This window comes from Litorihabitans aurantiacus (assembly GCF_030161595.1).
In the GTDB taxonomy this organism is placed as follows: domain Bacteria; phylum Actinomycetota; class Actinomycetes; order Actinomycetales; family Beutenbergiaceae; genus Litorihabitans; species Litorihabitans aurantiacus.
Map to the genome: position 1 here is coordinate 516,356 of NZ_BSUM01000001.1, position 17,940 is coordinate 534,295.

Annotated in this window: 16 protein-coding genes, 1 tRNA gene and 3 pseudogenes; 12 read left to right on the forward strand and 8 right to left on the reverse strand. The window is 74.7% G+C overall.

Annotation, left to right across the window (positions count from 1 at the left end; translation table 11 throughout):
• Positions 1–29: 29 nt before the first annotated feature.
• Both QQK22_RS02445 and QQK22_RS02450 read right to left on the reverse strand, forming a co-directional pair.
• A complete protein-coding gene (locus QQK22_RS02445) occupies positions 30–650 on the reverse strand; it encodes a UbiX family flavin prenyltransferase (RefSeq protein WP_284249133.1) in 621 nt (206 codons plus the stop codon).
• Positions 647–1,606 carry an IclR family transcriptional regulator gene (locus QQK22_RS02450; protein ID WP_348525454.1) on the reverse strand — a complete coding sequence of 320 codons (960 nt, stop codon included), beginning with the start codon at positions 1,604–1,606 and terminating at the stop codon, positions 647–649. Before QQK22_RS02450 ends, QQK22_RS02445 begins: the two co-directional genes overlap by 4 nt.
• Between QQK22_RS02450 and QQK22_RS02455 the strand changes: the two genes are divergently transcribed.
• The 7 genes and pseudogenes from QQK22_RS02455 to QQK22_RS02485 all read left to right on the forward strand — a co-directional run bounded on the left by QQK22_RS02455 (position 1,565) and on the right by QQK22_RS02485 (position 6,494).
• A complete protein-coding gene (locus QQK22_RS02455; RefSeq protein ID WP_284249136.1) occupies positions 1,565–2,113 on the forward strand; it encodes a SurA N-terminal domain-containing protein in 549 nt (182 codons plus the stop codon). The two genes, QQK22_RS02450 and QQK22_RS02455, sit on opposite strands and share 42 nt — an antisense overlap.
• Positions 2,110–2,784 (forward strand): histidine phosphatase family protein, encoded by a 675-nt coding sequence (locus QQK22_RS02460; RefSeq protein ID WP_284249138.1) that lies wholly within the window; start codon positions 2,110–2,112, stop codon positions 2,782–2,784. Before QQK22_RS02455 ends, QQK22_RS02460 begins: the two co-directional genes overlap by 4 nt.
• 98 nt (positions 2,785–2,882) lie before the next feature.
• Positions 2,883–3,047 (forward strand): annotated as a pseudogene (locus QQK22_RS02465) (nucleoside triphosphate pyrophosphohydrolase); the annotation flags it as partial.
• An 83-nt stretch (positions 3,048–3,130) separates the two neighbouring features.
• Entirely contained in the window at positions 3,131–3,538 is a 408-nt protein-coding gene (locus QQK22_RS02470; RefSeq protein ID WP_284252827.1) for a hypothetical protein, read from the forward strand.
• 155 nt (positions 3,539–3,693) lie between these two features.
• The gene (gene eno / locus QQK22_RS02475) at positions 3,694–4,971 is read left to right on the forward strand and encodes a phosphopyruvate hydratase (protein WP_284249140.1); all 1,278 of its coding nucleotides are present in this window, start codon (positions 3,694–3,696) and stop codon (positions 4,969–4,971) included.
• Between the two features lie 451 nt (positions 4,972–5,422).
• Positions 5,423–5,887 carry an FtsB family cell division protein gene (locus QQK22_RS02480; protein WP_284249142.1) on the forward strand — a complete coding sequence of 155 codons (465 nt, stop codon included), beginning with the start codon at positions 5,423–5,425 and terminating at the stop codon, positions 5,885–5,887.
• A gap of 142 nt (positions 5,888–6,029) precedes the next feature.
• A complete protein-coding gene (locus QQK22_RS02485) occupies positions 6,030–6,494 on the forward strand; it encodes a DUF501 domain-containing protein (protein WP_284252499.1) in 465 nt (154 codons plus the stop codon).
• A 53-nt stretch (positions 6,495–6,547) separates the two neighbouring features.
• On the opposite strand, the gene dinB is transcribed toward QQK22_RS02485, so the two are convergent.
• Positions 6,548–7,819 (reverse strand): DNA polymerase IV, encoded by a 1,272-nt coding sequence (dinB, locus tag QQK22_RS02490; RefSeq protein ID WP_284249144.1) that lies wholly within the window; start codon positions 7,817–7,819, stop codon positions 6,548–6,550.
• A gap of 75 nt (positions 7,820–7,894) precedes the next feature.
• On the opposite strand from dinB, the gene QQK22_RS02495 reads away from it, so the two are divergent.
• From QQK22_RS02495 to QQK22_RS02515, 5 genes and pseudogenes are all read left to right on the forward strand, one after another.
• Positions 7,895–8,857: a Ppx/GppA phosphatase family protein gene (locus tag QQK22_RS02495; RefSeq protein ID WP_284249146.1), complete on the forward strand. Its 963-nt coding sequence runs from the start codon at positions 7,895–7,897 to the stop codon at positions 8,855–8,857.
• Positions 8,854–9,348, forward strand: a complete 495-nt coding sequence (locus QQK22_RS02500; protein ID WP_284249147.1) for an aminoacyl-tRNA deacylase — start codon at positions 8,854–8,856, stop codon at positions 9,346–9,348. The genes QQK22_RS02495 and QQK22_RS02500 overlap by 4 nt, the downstream gene beginning before the upstream one ends.
• 105 nt (positions 9,349–9,453) lie before the next feature.
• Positions 9,454–10,437 (forward strand): annotated as a pseudogene (locus QQK22_RS02505) (NAD(P)/FAD-dependent oxidoreductase); the annotation flags it as partial.
• 660 nt (positions 10,438–11,097) lie between these two features.
• Positions 11,098–11,171 (forward strand) — tRNA-Leu (locus QQK22_RS02510).
• A gap of 187 nt (positions 11,172–11,358) precedes the next feature.
• Complete coding sequence (locus QQK22_RS02515) at positions 11,359–13,269, forward strand: bifunctional 3'-5' exonuclease/DNA polymerase (protein ID WP_284252501.1); 1,911 nt, start codon at positions 11,359–11,361, stop codon at positions 13,267–13,269.
• Here QQK22_RS02515 and QQK22_RS02520 read toward each other — a convergent pair.
• The 5 genes and pseudogenes from QQK22_RS02520 to QQK22_RS02540 all read right to left on the reverse strand — a co-directional run bounded on the left by QQK22_RS02520 (position 13,167) and on the right by QQK22_RS02540 (position 17,724).
• Complete coding sequence (locus QQK22_RS02520; protein ID WP_284249148.1) at positions 13,167–13,820, reverse strand: GNAT family N-acetyltransferase; 654 nt, start codon at positions 13,818–13,820, stop codon at positions 13,167–13,169. The genes QQK22_RS02515 and QQK22_RS02520 overlap by 103 nt on opposite strands.
• A gap of 9 nt (positions 13,821–13,829) precedes the next feature.
• Positions 13,830–14,501: a response regulator gene (locus QQK22_RS02525; RefSeq protein ID WP_284249149.1), complete on the reverse strand. Its 672-nt coding sequence runs from the start codon at positions 14,499–14,501 to the stop codon at positions 13,830–13,832.
• Positions 14,498–15,904: a sensor histidine kinase gene (locus tag QQK22_RS02530; RefSeq protein ID WP_284249150.1), complete on the reverse strand. Its 1,407-nt coding sequence runs from the start codon at positions 15,902–15,904 to the stop codon at positions 14,498–14,500. The genes QQK22_RS02525 and QQK22_RS02530 overlap by 4 nt, the downstream gene beginning before the upstream one ends.
• A 10-nt stretch (positions 15,905–15,914) precedes the next feature.
• Complete coding sequence (locus QQK22_RS02535; protein WP_284249151.1) at positions 15,915–16,787, reverse strand: ABC-2 transporter permease; 873 nt, start codon at positions 16,785–16,787, stop codon at positions 15,915–15,917.
• A pseudogene (locus QQK22_RS02540) lies at positions 16,784–17,724 on the reverse strand (ABC transporter ATP-binding protein). Before QQK22_RS02540 ends, QQK22_RS02535 begins: the two are co-directional and overlap by 4 nt.
• Positions 17,725–17,940: the final 216 nt, after the last annotated feature.

The following is a 17,940-nucleotide window of genomic DNA, read 5'->3' on the forward strand; positions in this document are numbered from 1 at the left end:
TGCCTCGGCACGCGTCGTCGGGGGTCGCCTCAGGACCGGGCCGTGGTCAGCCGCACGTGCTCCGGGGCCACCCCGTGCCCGTTCCAGCGCTCCTGCCCGGGCGTGGGCAGGCCTACGGCCTCCAGCATGCGCCGGACCGAGTGGTCCACGAGGTCCTGCACGCTGTGCGGACGATGGTAGAAGGCGGGAACCGGCGGGAAGATCACGGCTCCGGCGTCCGCGGCGTCCGCCATCAGCCGGAGGTGCCCGCGGTGCAGGGGCGTCTCGCGCACGGCGAGCACCAGGGGGCGTCGTTCCTTCAGTTGGACGTCGGCCGCCCGCGCCAGCAGGTTGGCCGAGTAGCAGTTCGCGACCGAGGAGAGGGTCTTGATGCTGCACGGCACGACGAGCATGCCCGTGACCGGGTAGGAGCCGCTCGCGATCGGTGCGCCGAGGTCGTCGTCGGAGTGGACGACGTCGGCGAGTTCCATGACCTGCCGCGAGGTGAGGTCGGTCTCGTCCCGCAGCGTCGCGCGCGCGCCACGCGTGAGCACGAGGTGCGTCTCGACGTCGGGGCGCTCGAGCCGGAGCAGCTCCAGCGCCCGCACGCCCATCGTCGCGCCGGAGGCACCGCTGATGCCGACGACCAGGCGCCGGGGTGCGGTGGTCATCCCGCGGTCGGGGTGAGGGCGGGGGCCGGCACGCGGGGGGCCGAGACGGGGAGCGTGGCGCCGATCTCGGCCGCGTGCCGGAGCACCGAGGCGATGACGGACCGGCGCGCCGAGGCGCTGCGGAGACGCTCGCGAGGAGCGGCCACGGTCAGGCTGGCGGCGACGACGCCGTCGCCCGCCGTGACGGGTGCCGAGACGGCCCACACGTTGACGTCCAGCTCGTTCTCGCAGATGTCGTACCCGCGCTCGCGCACCTCGGCGAGGTGGGACACGACCTCCTCGACGCTCCCGGGGGTGTCGTCGGTGTAGCGGCGGAACGCGTGGTCGGCCAGGAGGTCGAGCACCTGCGCCGGCGGCCGGAAGGCGAGCAGGGCCCGCGCGCCGGCGGAGGCGTGCAGCGGCAGGCTGCGACCGACCGGCACGGCGACGTGCAGCGCGCGGGAGCTGGGGGACGCGGCCACGCAGACGGCGTTGTCATTCACCATGGTGGCCACGAACGCCGTCTCGTCGAACTCGGTCCCCAGGTCCGCGAGGTGGGACTCGACGAGGTCGACCAGCTCGGCCTGGCTCGCGACGTCGGAGGCGAGCTGGAGCAGGCGCTGGCCGGGGAAGAACTCGCCGCGGTCGTTCTTGCGCACCCAGCGCGTCTCGAGGAGGTCCTTCAGCAACCGGTGAGCGGTAGGCATCGGGAGCGATAGCTGGGTCGCCAGCTCAGTCAGCGTCCGACCCTGCGGCGGTGCGCTCACGGCACCCATCAGGCCCAAGGTCCGTTCGATCAGCTGCACGTGCCCTCCACGACTCGATTTCGGAATAGTATTCCATCCACCGGAAGTCCTGGCAAGAGCGGGGCCCGTCACCCGCCCGGCTAGGATCGCACCGGTCCCGCAACGCCACCACCGGAGGTCGCCGTGCGCATGAGAACCACCCGACCGCGCCGCTCGTCCCGCGCGCGTCACGCCGTCGTGATCGTCCCGGCGCTCGCCGCCGCGCTCGTCCTGACCGGCTGCGGCCGCCCGGGAACGGCCGCGACCGTCGACGGCGAGCGGATCACCGAGGGGCAGGTCGGCGCGCTCGTGGCGGACCTCGAGCGGCTCGCGTCCACGGCCCAGGCGGGCGCGCCGGTCGATCCCGCCCAGGCGCTGTCCACCCTCGTGCAGGCGCCCACGATCCTCGACGTCGTGGCCGAGTTCGGGGCCACCGCCTCCGACCAGGAGGCCGTGGCACTGCTTGACAGCGTGGTGTCGCAGGGCGGTCTCGAGCCGTGGGACTACTCCGCCGAGATCCGTCAGGTGGCGCAGCTGCAGCTCGCGAGTCCCGCGCTGCAGGCGGACGAGGCCGCCTCGCTCGAGGTCGGCCGACGCCTGGCCGCGCTCGACGTCGACCTCAACCCGCGGTTCGGCACCTGGCAGGACGGGCAGATCGCCCCCACCCAGTGGCCGTGGCTCGTCCCGTCCGCCTCGTGAGCACGGTCGACGACACCGCGGCGTCGGCCGCCCCCGGCGAGCTCGTCCTGGTCCGGCACGGCGAGACCGCCTGGAGCCGCGCCGGCCGGCACACCGGGCGCAGCGACCTCCCCCTCACGCCCGACGGCGAGGAGCAGGCCCGCGCGACCGGTCGCGCTCTCGCGGGGCGCGAGTTCGCGCTGGTGCTGACCTCGCCGCTCACGCGGGCCCGCCGGACGGCGGAGCTGGCCGGGTACGGCGGAGCCGAGGTCGAGCCCGACCTGGCCGAGTGGGACTACGGACCCGTCGAGGGACTGACGCGCGTCGAGGTGGCCGACGCGCTCGGGCGCGGCTGGGCCGCGCTGACCGACGGCGTCCGCGTGCCCCTGACCGTCTCCGGCACCGACGACCTCGCGCCCGACGAGCGCAACCCCGAGCCCGGCGAGGGGGAGCTGATCGAGGAGGTCGCCGCCCGCGCGGCCCGTGTGATCGCCCGGGCGGAGACCACGCTGCTGGACGGCGGCGACGTCCTCCTCGTGGCCCACGGCCACCTGCTGCGCATCCTGACCTCGGTGTGGCTCGGGCTCTCGCCCGAGGTGGCCGAGCGGCTCGTGCTCGGCACGGCCGCGCGCTGCGTGCTGGGGTACGACCGCGGTGCGCGCTCGCTCGTGCACTGGAACGTCGCGCCGTGACGGGGCCGACGACGGACGCGACGGCCGGATCGGCGGGGCCCGCCCGACCGCTCGACCGGGACGCCACCGCGGCCGCACTGCTCGACGCCGTCGCCGTGATGGACCAGCTCCGTTCGCCCGGCGGCTGCCCGTGGGACGCCGAGCAGACCCACGCGACCCTGGCGCGCTACGCGATCGAGGAGGCGCACGAGGTCGCCGAGGCGGCCGAGGAGCTGACGCGCGCGGGTGGGCCGGGACAGGCTCCGCCGTCGGCGCTGGTGGACGAGCTCGGTGACCTGCTGCTGCAGGTGCTGTTCCACGCGCGGATCGGACAGGAGCACGGCCGGGGGCGTTCGACGTCGCCGACGTGGCGCGCGCTCTCGCGGCGAAGCTCCGCCGTCGGCACCCGCACGTGTTCGGCGACGTCGACGCCCGCGACGCGGACGCCGTGCGCGCCATGTGGGAGGACGTCAAGGCCGCCGAGCGCGCGGCGAGCGGCGCGGGTCGCCCCTCCGCGGCCGACGGCGTGCCGACCTCGCTCCCCGCCCTCGCGCGGGCGCAGAAGATGCTGGGGCGTGCGGAGCGGGCGGGCGTCGCCGTCGGACCGGACTTCGACGTCGACCCGGGTGATGCGCAGGCCGCGGCGGGTGCCGAGATCGGGGCGGAGCTGCTCGCCGTCGTGGCGCGGGCGCGCGCGCTCGGGGTCGACGCCGAGTCGGCGCTGCGCGCCCAGGTGCGGACCGTGGCGTCCCAGGTCCGCGACGCCGGCGTCTGACGTGCGGAGCGCGAGCTCCGCGACCCGACCTCTGGAGCCCGGGCGCGGCCGCATCATCTAGGCTGAGGTACGGGCAGCGCGCCCGTCACCGGGCGAGCTCCGGGCCACCGGCGACACGTCGGCGGCCCCACCATGGACCGACCCGAGGAGCATGCATGGCCACGATCGAGGCTGTTTACGCCCGCGAGATCCTTGACTCGCGCGGCAACCCCACCATCGAGGTCGAGGTCGGCCTCGACGACGGCACCACCGCTCGCGCGGGTGTCCCCTCCGGCGCCTCGACCGGTGCGTTCGAGGCCGTCGAGCGCCGTGACGGCGACAAGAGCCGCTACCTCGGCAAGGGTGTCCAGGAGGCGGTCGAGGCCGTGCTCGACACCATCGCCCCCGAGGTCCTCGGCTTCGACGCCGCCGACCAGCGCACGATCGACCAGACCATGCTCGACCTGGACGGCACGCCCAACAAGGGCAAGGTCGGCGCCAACGCGATCCTCGGTGTCTCGCTCGCCGTCGCCCGCGCCGCGGCCGACAGCGCCGACCTCCCGCTGTACCGCTACGTCGGCGGCCCGAACGCGCACGTGCTGCCCGTCCCGATGATGAACATCCTCAACGGCGGCTCGCACGCGGACTCCAACGTCGACATCCAGGAGTTCATGGTCGCCCCCTACGGCGCCCCGACCTTCAAGGAGGCCCTGCGCTGGGGCGCCGAGGTCTACCACTCCCTCAAGTCCGTGCTGAAGTCGCGCGGCCTGGCCACCGGTCTGGGTGACGAGGGTGGCTTCGCGCCGAACCTCGGCTCCAACCGCGAGGCGCTCGACCTCATCCTCGAGGCCATCACCAAGGCCGGCTTCGAGCCCGGCAAGGACCTCGGCCTCGCGCTGGATGTCGCAGCCACGGAGTTCTTCGACGAGGGCGCGTACGCGTTCGAGGGCGGCTCCAAGACGCCCGACGAGATGATCGCGTACTACGCCGCGCTCGTCGCCGACTACCCCCTGGTCTCCATCGAGGACCCGCTGAGCGAGGACGAGTGGGCCTCCTGGGGCCAGCTCGTCGCGCAGGTCGACGCCAAGGTGCAGATCGTCGGCGACGACCTGTTCGTCACCAACCCCGAGCGCCTCGCGCGCGGCATCGCCGAGAAGTCGGCCACGTCGCTGCTGGTGAAGGTCAACCAGATCGGCACGCTGACCGAGACGCTCGACGCCGTCGCCCTCGCGCAGCGCAGCGGCTTCACCGCCATGATCAGCCACCGCTCGGGCGAGACCGAGGACACGACGATCGCCGACCTCGCCGTCGCCACGAACGCCGGCCAGATCAAGACCGGTGCGCCCGCCCGCGGTGAGCGCATCAACAAGTACAACCAGCTCCTGCGCATCGAGGACCAGCTGGGCGACGCCGCCGTCTACGCCGGCCGCTCCGCGTTCCCGCGCCTGGGCTGAGCCCGCAGCACCACCAGCACCACCCGAGGGCCCCGGCTCGTCGCACCCGCGGCGGCCCCGGGGCCCTCACCCGTCCCCGAGAGGATTGCCGACCCTCCCCGAGAGGTTTGCCGACCTACCCCGAGAGGATCACCGACGCGTGCCCGCCGCCCGGGCGGCCCGCCCGCTGCGATGCCGGTGCCCGACGGCGCGGCTCGGTCCTGATCGCGACGGTGTGGGGCACCATGGCCGGGTGAGAGCCCGACCCACCGCTGCCCGCGTGACGCCGTCGCGCACTTCCGGCGGCTCGCGCTCGTCCCGCCCCGCGGGGCGTGGCGCGTCGCCCGGCCGTTCGGGTGCCGGCTCGCAGGCGGGTGCGGGCGGGCGGGGCTCAGGTAATCGAGGGTCGGGCCGGCCCGGCGCCTCGGGGAGACGTGATCGCGACGAGCCGCGCGAGCCGCGACAGATCACCATGAGGACGGCGGGGCTCGCCCTGGTCCTCCTGGTCGCCTTCATCGTCCTGGCGCCCACTCTGCGCGCCTACGTCTCGCAGCAGGAGCAGCTCCGCGAGGTCAACGCCTCTCTCGCCCAGGCGCAGGAAGAGGCGGCCGCGCTCGAGGAGGAGCTCGCGCGCTGGGAGGACCCCGAGTACGTAAAGTCGCAGGCCAGCGCGCGGTTCAACCTCGTCGCGCCCGGTGAGACCGGGTACAAGGTCGTCGACCCGGAGACCGTCGACGGCGAGGACCCCATCGGCGACCTCACCGCGCAGGAGGCGGCCCGGTCGCCGTACGCGGTGACCGCCACGCTGCCGTGGTACTCCACGGTGTGGGGCTCGGTCGAGGTCGCAGGCGCGGCTCAGCAGACCGCTGCCGAGGCCGAGGCTGCGCAGGACGTCCCGGCCGACGGCGCCGCCCCACCCGCGAGCGACACGCCCTGACGGCACCCCGACGAACGCGGGGGAGAATGGTGGCGTGACCTCCGACGACCCCACCGCCGCCCGAGCGCACCGCGACACCCCGGGGCTCGACGCCCGTGCCTCCGCCGGCGTCGTCGACCTCCCGCCGGTCGAGGCGGCCGACCTGGCGGCCGTCGCCGAGCAGCTCGGGCGCGAGCCCCGCGGCGTCGTCGCGATCGCTGCACGCTGCCGCTGCGGCCGCCCCACCGTGGTCCGCACCTCGCCCCGCCTCCCGGACGGCACGCCCTTCCCGACGTCGTACTACCTCACGCACCCCGGCGCCGTCGCCGCCGTCTCCACGCTCGAGGCCTCGGGCCTGATGACACGGATGACCGAGCGCCTGGTCGAGGACGAGGAGCTCGCCGCGCAGTACCGCCGCGCCCACGAGGACTACCTCGCCCAGCGCGCCGAGCTCGGCGACGTCCCGGAGATCGACGGGATCTCCGCGGGCGGGATGCCCGGCCGCGTCAAGTGCCTCCACGTCCTCGTGGGGCACAGCCTCGCCCGCGGCCCCGGCGTCAACCCGTTCGGCGACGAGGCGCTCGCGGCGATGGCGCCGTCGTGGTCGCCCATGCGCTGCACCTGCTGACGCCACCAGCGCCACGGGCACGAACAGCCCCACCAGCACCAGCGTGACCGCCGTCACCCCTCGACCGCCTCGTCGAGGGACGGACCGGCCAGGGCGTCGCGATCGCGCAGCAGGCTGGCCCTCGTCAGCGCGTGGCCGCCATAGCGGTGCCCGAGGGCGTCGACGGCGGCGTCGAGCTCGCGCGTGTCGCGCACCCGCGCCGCACCACCCCCAGCGCGCCCAGCACCGCCGCCTGCAGCAACCTCCGCGAACGACAGCTCCGGCTGCTCCACCCGGTCCGCGACGAGACCGCCGAGCGCCACTCCGACCAGGGTGATCCCGCGCGCCCGGACCAGGGGCCGCGCCTGTCGTAGCAGCGACACAGCAGTGTCGGCCAGGCGTGCGGTCGATGCGGTGGGGTGGGCGAGCGAGTGCGACCGCGTCACGGCCGTGTAGTCGTCGAACCGCAGCCGCAGCACGACGGTGCCCGCGAGCTGCTCGGCCTCCCGCAGCCGGCGCGTCACGCGGTCGACCAGCCCGAGGAGCGCCGCGTGCACGTGCTCCGGGCGGTGCGGCCCGCGGCCGAGCGCGCGCTGCGCCCCGATCGAGCTGCGGCGGTGCCCGAGGCTCAGCGTCGTCGAGGTCCGCCCGTGCACGACGGCGTAGAGGTGCCGCCCGCCTGCCCGCCCCAGGAGTCCGACGAGGACGTCCTCCGGCAGCGCCGCCAGGTCCCCGACCGTCTCGAGGCCGAAGGATCCCAGCCGCCCCGCCGTCGCCTCGCCCACTCCCCACAGCCGGCGCAGGGGGAGCGGGTGCAGGAAGGCGCGCTCGCCGTCGGGCGGCACCTCGAGCAGGCCGTCCGGCTTCGCGGCCTGGCTCGCGGTCTTGGCCAGGAACGGGGTGCGCGCGACCCCCACGGTGATCGGCAGCCCGACCTCGTGCGCCACCCGCCGCCGCAGCCGCGCCGCGATGTCCACCGGGGAACCGTCGATCCGACCGAGCCCGCCGACGTCGAGGAAGGCCTCGTCCACCGAGACGCCCTGGACCAGCGGTGTCGTCTCCCGGAAGATCGCGAACACCGCCCGGCTGGCCGCGGTGTAGGTCGGGAAGTCGGGCCGCACGATCACGAGCCCGGGGCAGAGCGCCCGGGCGCGGTGCCCCGGCATCGGCGTCGAGATCCCGGCCCGCTTCGCCTCGTAGCTGGCGGCGAGGATCACGCCACCCCCGCCGACGGCGACCGGACGACCGCGCAGCGCGGGGTCGTCGCGCTGCGCCACGGAGGCGTAGAACGAGTCGAGATCGGCGTGCAGGATGCTCGCCCGAGGCTCTGCTGACGGGATGGACACGAACACACGTTCGCACACGGGTCCGACATCGGGCGCGGGGATGGAATGTCGGCGGCCCCACGTAGGGTGTCGGGCGTGACCCGGGTAGCTGCCATCGACTGCGGAACGAACACCATCCGCCTCCTCGTCGCCGACGTCTCCGCCGACAGCGGCCGGACGCAGGAGGTCGTGCGCCTCGGCCGCGTGACGCGCCTGGGCCGCGGTGTGGACCGCACCGGCGAGCTCGACCCGGCCGCGCTCGAGGCGACCCTCGAGGCGGCGCGGGAGTTCGCCGTCGTCATCGCCGAGACGGGGGCCGAGCGCGTGCGCTTCGTGGCGACCTCGGCCACGCGCGATGCGCGCAACCGCGACGCGTTCGTCGCCGGGGTGCGGGACGCGCTCGGCGTCGACCCCGAGGTCGTCACCGGTGAGGAGGAGGCGCGGCTGTCGTTCGCCGGGGCCGTGAGCGTCGTCGCCGACGCGCACCCCGGGCCCTACCTCGTCGTCGACCTCGGCGGCGGCTCGACCGAGCTCGTCCTCGGTGAGGCGGAGCCGGAGGCGGCGATCTCGCTCGACGTCGGCTCCGTGCGCCTGCACGAGCGGCACCTGCACTCCGACCCGCCCACGCAGCCCGAGATCGAGGCCGCCGCGGTCGACGCGCGCGAGGCGCTCGAGCGCGCCGCCGCCGTCGTCCCGCTCGGCCGCACCGCCACCCTCATCGGCGTCGCCGGCACCATCACCACGACGACGGCGCACGCGATGGGCCTGTCGTCCTACGACCGCACGCGCATCGACGGCGCGGTGCAGCCCACGGGCGTCGTCCTCGCGGCCGCGCAGGACCTCCTCGCCGCCACGCGCCACGAGCGCGCCGCGATGCCCTACCTCCACCCCGGCCGCGTCGACGTGATCGGCGCCGGCGCGCTCATCTGGTTCGAGGTCGTCTCGCGCGTGTTCTCCGAGGTGCAGGAGGCCGGGGGAGCGCTGCTGCAGGTCGTCACGAGCGAGCACGACATCCTCGACGGCATCGCCCTCGGGCTGCGCGAGGCGGTAGCACCGTGAACACCGGAGAAACCGCCCCCGAGCCCGACGGCGAGCGCCGCGCCCGCGAGGCGGCGCAGCGTCTCGGCCTCGCCCACGAGATCCGCCGCCACGGCCGCGTCTCGTCGCTGGCCGAGGCGGCGGCGGCTCGCGGCGTCGCCCCCGGCAGCCTGGTCAAGACGATGGTGGTGCGTCGGGGCGAGGGCGACTTCCTGCTCGTCCTCGTCCCCGGGGACCGCACGATCTCGTGGCCCAAGCTGCGCACCCTGCTCGGCGTGAAGCGCCTGTCGATGCCCGACGCGGCGACGGCGCTCGCCGCCACCGGCTACGAACGCGGCACGATCACGCCGCTCGGTTCGGCCACCGCGTGGCCGGTGGTCGCCGACGAGCGGGTGGTCGGGGAGATCTCGATCGGTGGCGGGGGACACGGCGTCGGGATCACGGTGGACGCCGACGCGCTGGTCGCCGCGCTCGGGGCTCAGCGGGCCGACGTCACCGATCCGGAGAGCTAGCCGAAGCCCCGCAGCAGCCCTGCCGCGAGTCCTGACGATCCGATGTGGCCACTGACACAAGCCCCTCATCTTTGACCGTTCCATGGGCCGCACTAAGGTCGTGGCGTGACTTCCTCGACGACAGGTACCCGGCGCGCCGCGAGCGGCCGCAAGACCCCGCGAATCCTCATCCTGGGCGGTGGGTACGTCGGCCTGTACACGGCGATCCGGCTGCGCAAGCAGATGGGCCGGCGCGACGTGGCGATCGTCATCGTCGACCCGCGCTCGTACATGACCTACCAGCCGTTCCTGCCCGAGGCCGCGGCCGGCTCGATCGAGCCGCGCCACGTCGTCGCGCCGCACCGCCGTGAGCTGAAGGGCACCACGACCGTCAACGGCCGCGTGACCGCCATCCAGCACGGCGACCGCGCCGTCCAGGTCACGCCCGCCAACGGCGAGCCGTACTGGGTCCGCTACGACCACCTCGTGATCTCGCTCGGCGCCGTCGCGCGCACCCTCCCGATCCCGGGCCTCGCCGAGGTCGGCATGGGCTTCAAGCAGGTCGAGGAGGCGTACGCGCTGCGCAACCGCGTCCTGGGTCTCATGGACCAGGCGTCCTCCACCTGGGACCCCGAGCAGCGTCGTCGCATGCTCACCTTCACGTTCGTCGGCGGCGGGTTCGCCGGTATCGAGGCGCTGGGCGAGGTCGAGGACATGGCCCGCGCCGCGTGCCGCGACTTCGACTCCATCTCTCCCGACGACCTGCGCTTCGTGCTCGTCGAGGCGACCGCCCGCATCCTGCCGGAGCTCGGGGAGGAGCTGGGCGGCTACGCGCTCGAGCAGCTGCGCCGCCGTGGCATCGAGATGAAGCTCTCCACCTTCCTCAACAGCTGCGAGGACGGCCACGTGGTGCTGTCCACCGGCGAGGAGTTCGACTCCGACACCATCGTGTGGACCGCGGGCGTCAAGGCCAACCCGGTCCTCCAGCAGAGCGACCTGCCCCTGGACCAGATGGGCCGTGTCACCACCGACGCGCACCTGCGCGTGGTCGACGCCGACGGCGCCGTCGTGCCCGGCGCCTGGGCGGCCGGTGACTGCGCCGCCGTCCCGGACCTGGCCCAGGGCGACGGCAAGTTCTGCGCCCCGACCGCGCAGCACGCGGTGCGTCAGTCCAAGCACCTCGGCGACAACATCGTCCGCTTCCTCAGCGACGAGCCCACCACCGAGTACGTCCACGCCAACCTCGGCACGGTCGCCTCGCTGGGCCTCGGCAAGGGCGTCGCCCAGATCTTCGGCGTCAAGCTGCGCGGCCCCGTCGCGTGGTTCATGCACCGCACCTACCACCTGTGGGCCATGCCGACGGCGAACCGGAAGTTCCGCATCGTCCTGGACTGGACCGCGGCGCTCTTCTTCCGCCGCGAGCCGGTCGCCCTCGGTGGCGTCGAGACGCCGCGTGCCGAGTTCCTCGCCGCGTCGGCCCCCGCGCCCGGCCGCGACAACGTCCCGACGCCCCCAAGGTCGGCGTCTGACAGCTCGCACCACCGCACCACCTCGCGACGGCGGGGCTCACCTCCTCGGTGGGCCCCGCCGTCGGCGTCTGAGGAGGTCGACGGCGCGCCGCCCTCGCCCAGGGAGGCCCCGCTCACTGCAACGACGCGACACGCCGGGCAGACACACCGCCGACGGCGTACCAAGGCCGCGCCGATCCTCCCTGGGCGAGCCCCGCCATCCGCGCACGGCCGCTGCGCACCGCCGACTAGGCTCGGTCGCGCCCCCGTAGCCCAACTGGCAGAGGCAGCTGGCTTAAACCCGGTTCAGTGCGGGTTCGAGTCCCGTCGGGGGCACCCCGTTCACACCCGGCGCGCCGCCGCGCCGCCGCTTCGGCGCCGCACCGGCGCCGCTTCGGTGCGCACGAATAGGGTCTTCAGCGCGGACGAAGACCCGATTCGTGCGCACCGAACCCCGGCGGTCGTGGCCGGCGGTGGCCGGCGGCGGGGGGATGGTGTCGGCGGTCCGTGGGAGGGTGACGGCATGGTCCGCGACATCCTGCTCGTCGAGCGGGACGCGTCCGTGCACCTGGTCGACGGTGCCGCCCCCGCCGGTGCCGCCCCGCTCGTGGTCGTCGCCCCCGCAGGCCTGCCACGCGCCGTCGCCGAGCTCGAGGCGGAGCCCGACGGCGTGCGCTGGGTCTGGGACTCCGCCTTCCGCCGGTACCCGGGCCTGATCGCCGCGGGCGTGCGCGTCGCTCGGTGCTGGGACCTGCGCCTGACCCGCGCGATCCTGCGCGCCTCCACGGTGCCGCCGCCCGCCCTCGTCCACGATGCCTGGCCGGCTCACGACCCGGCGTGGGACGCCTGGGACGGAGACATCGGCACGGCGGCCGCCACCGATCCCACGCTCGACGGCGGTGACGCGGCCACGCTCTTCGACCTCGTCGGCGAGGCGGCGGGCACGGCGCAGAGCGGCAGCACAGGCGGCGCAGGCAGCACCGGTACCGCAGCACGGGACACCCTCGCCGAGCACCACCGCCAGCGCGAGGTGCTCGACGCCGTCGCGGACCCCGCCCGCCGCCACCGCCTGCGGCTCCTCCTGGCCGCGGAGTCCTCCGGCGCGCTGGCCGCCGTCGAGATCCGGTACGACGGCCTCCCCTTCGACGCGGAGCTCCACGGAGCCACGCTGACCCGGCTGCTCGGCCCGCGCACGCGGCCCGGCGTCCGGCCTGCCACCCTCGAGCGCCTGGCGGGCGAGATCCGCGCCGCGCTCGACGCCCCGCGACTCAACCCCGACTCCGCCCCGCACCTCCTGCGTGAGCTGCGCCGCAACGGACTGGACGTCCGCTCGACCAGCAAGTGGGAGCTGCAGGGCCTCGACCACCCCGTCGTGGCGCCCCTGCTGGAGTACAAGGGCCTCGCGCGCCTGGCGTCCGCGAACGGCTGGCACTGGATGGACACGTGGGTGGGCGCGGGGAGGTTCCGGTCGGACTACGTGCCCTCTGGCGTCGTGACCGGGCGCTGGTCCTCGCGCGGCGGCGGTGCGCTGTCACTGCCGAAGATCATCCGCTCCGCCGTCGTCGCCGATCCGGGGTGGACCTTCGTGGTGGCCGACGCCGCCCAGCTCGAGCCGCGCATCCTCGCGGCGATGGCCGGCGACGGCGCGCTCCTGGCCGCGGGCGCGCGCGGCGACCTGTACCAGGGGCTGGTCGACGCGGGCGCCGTCGACACCCGCGAGCACGCCAAGGTCGGGATGCTCGGAGCGCTCTACGGCGCGACGTCGGGCACGTCCGGCCTGCTGGTGCCCCGCCTGGCGCGCGCCTACCCGCGCGCGCTCGGGCTCGTGGACGACGCCGCGCGCACGGGGGAGCGGGGCGGCGTCGTCACCACGTGGCTCGGGCGCAGCTCGCCGCCCGCGTCCCCGGAGTGGCGCGAGGCCCAGGCGGCCGCCTCGGGAGCCGGCGCTGGGGCGGAGGAGGAGCGTCGCGCCCGCAGCCGCGCACGCGACTGGGGACGGTTCACGCGCAACTTCGTCGTGCAGGGCACGGCCGCGGAGTGGGCGCTGGCGTGGATGGCGGGCGTGCGTCAGGCGCTGCGGGCGATGGTCCCCGCAGACACCGCAGACACCGCAGACACCGCGCACGACGGCGATCGCGCCCCCGGCCGGTCGCCGCACCTGGCGTTCTTCCTCCACGACGAGCTCGTCGTGCACACGCCGCAGGAGCACGCCGACGAGGTGGCGGCCGCCGTCGAGCACGCGGCCGCGCAGGCCTCGCGCCTGCTGTTCCCGCACCTGACGACCGCGACCGGTCCGCCGCTCGTGCCGCTCGAGGTGCTCGAGACCGCGAGCTACGCGGGGTCGGTGGCGGAGCCGGACGTCGCCGACGCGGTCGGGGCCGTCGACGACGGGGCCGAGGTCGACGGCGTCGCACCGGCGTCCGCACCGTCCTGACTGCCGCCCACCGCGGCGAGGTCGACGAGCATCGTGAGCGAGGTGTCGTCGTCGGCGCCGGCGCCGGGGACCACCGCGAACCCCGCCTGCTCGTACAGGTGCCGCGCCGGGTTGCCGGGCGCGACCGACAGGCTCAGGCGACGCACCCCGAGCTCGCGAGCCCGGTTCAGCAGCGCGGCGAGCAGCGCCCGCCCGATTCCGAGGCGGCGCCGCCCGGGGATGATCGCCATCGCGAGCTCCGGCACCCCGGGCTCGACGAAGCCGTACCCCGGTTCGGTGCTCGGGAAGTAGCGGATCCACGCGGCGCCGACGGGGATCTGCAGACCGCTCGGGCCGCCCTGGTCGATGGCGATCAGGCCGAGGTCCCCCTGGCGTCCCCAGCCGTTGGCGTACCGGGCGAGCCGCGGCGTGGTCAGGACGGCGCGGCGCGTGACGGTCTCGGCGTCCCAGTTCGCCGACTCGAGCAGCATGTCCACCAGGAACTCGCCGTCCGCGGGCGTGACCTCGCGCACGCCGATGTGCACCTGCCCGGGGTCCGTGCGCATCTCCATCCGTGCACGTTACCCGGGACGGACCAGTCCGGTGGAGTACGCGAGCACCACGGCCTGCACGCGGTCGCGCGACCCGGTCTTCGCGAGCACGTTGCCCACGTGCGTCTTGACCGTCGCCTCGGACACGACGAGGCGCTGCGCGATCTCCGCGTTGGACAGCCCGTGCCCGATCGCCTCGAGCACCTCGTGCTCGCGCGGGGTGAGGGTCGCGAGCGCGGGATGGACCCCGGGGGCTGCGCCGTCGTCGCCGCCCTCGGGCAGGCGCTCGCCGAACAGTTCGAGCATCCGGCGCGTGATGCGCGGCGACACGACCGCCTCGCCGCTCGCCACCACGCGGATCGCGTCGACGAGCTCGGCGGGCCGCGTGTCCTTCAGGAGGAAGCCGCTGGCGCCGGCGCGCAGGCCCGCGAACGCGTACTCGTCGAGGTCGAAGGTCGTCAGGATGAGCACGCGGGTCTCGGGGTGGGAGCGCGTGATCGCAGCGGTGGCGTCGATGCCGTTGCGCTGCGGCATCCGCACGTCCATCAGCACGACGTCGGGCCGCAGCGCCTCCACCATGCTCTCGGCGGCCACGCCGTCGGCGGCCTCACCCACCACCTCGACGTCCTCGACCCCCTCGAGCACGAGGCGGAAACCGGTGCGCAGGAGCGCCTGGTCGTCGACGAGCAGCACGCGGATCACGCCTCATCCTCCCAGGGCAGGACGGCGCGCACGCGCCAGCCGCCCGGCGTCGCACCGGCCTCGAGCGAACCGCCGAACACGGCCACGCGTTCGCGCATGCCGATCAGTCCCCGTCCGCTGCCCGCCGCGCCGGGTCGGTTGCCGGGACCCGTCGCGTTGACGACGGCGACGACGACGGCGCCGGGCTCGCGCTGGAGCGTCACGGTGATCTCGGGCGACAGGGGTGCGTAGCGCAGCACGTTCGTGAGCGCCTCCTGCACGATCCGGTACACCGCGAGGCGCAGCCCGGCGTCCGAGGGGAGCGCGCCGCCCTGCTGCACGAGGGCCACGCGCATCCCGGCGCCCCGGAACTGCGCCACCAGGTCCTCGACGCCGTGGGTCGGGGTGGGGGACAGGGGCGAGGGCTCGGCCGTCGCGGAGCCGTCGCCGGTGCCGCCACCGACGTCGTCGGTCCGCAGCACGCCGAGCACCCGGCGCATGTCGGCCAGGGCCGCGCGGCCGGTCTCGGACACGTCCTGCATCGTGGTGCGGGCGCGCTCGGGGTCGCGCCCGGCGATGCCCGCCGCGCCGTCGGACAGCGTGATCATCACGGTGAGGGAGTGAGCGACGACGTCGTGCAGCTCGCGCGCGATGCGGCTGCGCTCGGCGACGACGGCGAGCTCCTCGCGCTGGTCGCGCTCGAGTGCGAGCCGGTTGCCGCGCTCGACGAGCGAGCTGACGTGCTCGCGGCGGTTGTGCACGCTCAGGCCGATCGCGATCGCCATGAGGTTGAAGAACGCCACGACCGAGATGCCCGTGACCTGGTAGACCATCGTCGAGGTCTCGACGCCGTCGGCCGCGATCACGCCCACGACGGGCGACGTCGCGGTCCCCAGCAGGATCGCGGCCACCAGCAGCAAGGTCGCGCCGCCGAACGCCGGCCACGCGCGGCGCGGGCCGCCCGCCGCGGCGACCGCGTAGATGCAGAAGGCGACGGCGATGTCGATGCCGTTGGGGTTGAGAGTCGCGATCGCCGTCGCGCACCCCAGGGTCGTGACGACGGCGAGCGCGGTCACCGGCGCGCGGCGGCGCCACCACAGGGCGGCGACAGTCGCCACCATGCAGACGATCGCGATCGTGATGCGCGCCGTCGTAGGTGCGGGGGCGAGGTTGTCGACGCCGGAGGTCACGAGGGTGAGGAGAGCGGGGACGCCGTACCAGGCCATCACCAGGACGTCCATCACGACCGGGTGGCGCACGAAGTAGGCACGCACGGGGCCGAGGCGGCGCGCGGTGAGCTCGGTGAACTCCGGCGTGGGAGGGGTCGGGTCCACGGGCGCGGGCGGGGCCTTCGGTACGGACGAGTCGACGCCGGACCCCGCCCGCACCGGGGGTGCGGACGGGGTCTCGGCGTCGGACGTCACGGCGAGTGCCTCAGACGTCGCGCTTCTTCAGGAGCGTGATCGCGATCGCCAGGACGACGACGACGTAGCTCAGCATGACCAGCCCGCCGACCGCCGGGTCGAGCAGGGTGGCGCCCGGAGGCATGGACGCGTCGCCGATGCCGCCGTGACCCGTGATCATCCGCCCGCCCGCCTCGGACGGCAGGTAGGCCATGACGTCCATCGCCCAGCTCTGCCACACCGAGACGATGCTCAGCACGGTCGGGAGCATCAGCACGATGCCGAGGATGGCGGCGATCGAGCCGGCCGAGCTGCGCACGATCACGCCGAGCCCGAACGCCAGCAGGCTGATGAGCACGAGGTAGGCCACCGCGCCCCCGATGGCGAGCCACGTGTCGGACGCGCCGAGGTCGACAGCCAGGTCGTGCGGTGCCAGCAGCGGAAGTGTGACGAGGTAGGACAGCGCGATGCCGAGCACCGCCGTCGCGGCCACGACGCCCACCAGCACACCGGCCTTCGCCAGCAGGGCGTCGACGCGGCGGGGCGCCGCTGCCATCGTCGAGCGGATCATCCCGGTGGAGTACTCACCCGTGATGATGAGCGCGCCGAGCACGGCCACGGAGATCTGTCCGATCCAGTAGCCGAACGTGATGGCGGACAGGCCGAAGCCGTCACCCAGACCGGAGTCGGCGGCGAAGCCGGCGCCGGCACCGGAGAGGGCCGCGAGCCCGACCATGCCGAGCACGGTCAGACCGAGCGTCCACCAGGTCGAGCGCAGGGTCAGGAGCTTGATCCACTCCGACGCGAGGAGGTGGCCGAAGGTGACGCGGCCGGTCCCGGCCGCGCGGGGAGCGGGGCGGCCGACGCGGTCGGCCGTGCTGGTCGAGGGTGCGATGGCGCTCATGCTGCGGCTCCGTCCTGGATCTGCTGACCGGCCGGGGCGCCGGAGTGGTACTCGACCTCACCGGCGGTGAGGGTCATGAAGGCCTCCTCGAGCGACGCGCGCACGGGGGTGAGCTCGTGCAGCACGATCTGGTGCCGCGCGGCGGCCTCCCCGATCGCCGCGGCGTCGCGGCCGCGGACGGTGAGGAGGCCGGGCTCGCTGGCGGTGATGCTCACGCCGTCGCCCACCAGCAGCTCGGCGAGCTGGGCGGCGCCGGGCGAGCGCACGGTCACCGACGTGCCGGACGTGGCGTCGATGACGTCCTGCACCGGCCCGCTCGTGATGATCGTGCCGCGCCCGATCACGATGAGGTGGTCGGCCGTGATCGCCATCTCGCTCATGAGGTGGGAGGACAGGAAGACGGTGCGGCCGTCGTCGGCCAGGTAGCGCACCATCGTGCGCACCCACTTCACGCCCTCGGGGTCGAGGCCGTTCACCGGCTCGTCGAGGATCAGGGTGCGGGGGTCGCCGAGCATCGCGGCGGCGATACCGAGGCGCTGGCCCATGCCGAGCGAGAACCCGCCCACGCGCTTGCTCGCGACGGCGCCGAGGCCGGTCATCTCGATGACCTCGTCGACCCGCTTCGCCCCCATCCCGTGGGTGGCGGCGAGGGCGCGCAGGTGGTTGCGGGCGCTGCGACCGGTGTGGACGGCCTTGGCCTCCAGCAGCGCGCCGACCTCGTGCAGGGGGCGCGGTGCTCGCCGTAAGGCTTCCCGTTGACGGTCACGCGGCCCGACGTGGGGGAGTCGAGCCCCACGATCATCCGCATGGTGGTGGACTTGCCGGCCCCGTTCGGGCCGAGGAAGCCGGTCACGGTGCCGGGCTCCACGCGGAACGAGACGCCGTTGACGGCGACCTTCGCGCCGTATCGCTTGCTGAGGTTCTCCGCCTCGATCATCGGGTGGGCTCCTGCCTGGTGCGGGCCGCCGGGGCGGCGATGGGTGCGGGAGTGCTCATGCCCCGACGCTACGGCGCGCGGCCGCGCCGCGCCGCCGCCACGAGGGGGAACTTCACGCGCGCCGTCTCACCCTCGGGGATGAGGCGGTGGTCTCCCGGTGGGATCTTCCGCCCGACGGCGGCGCCCGGGTGTCGCCGTCGGGTCGCGTCTGGGAAC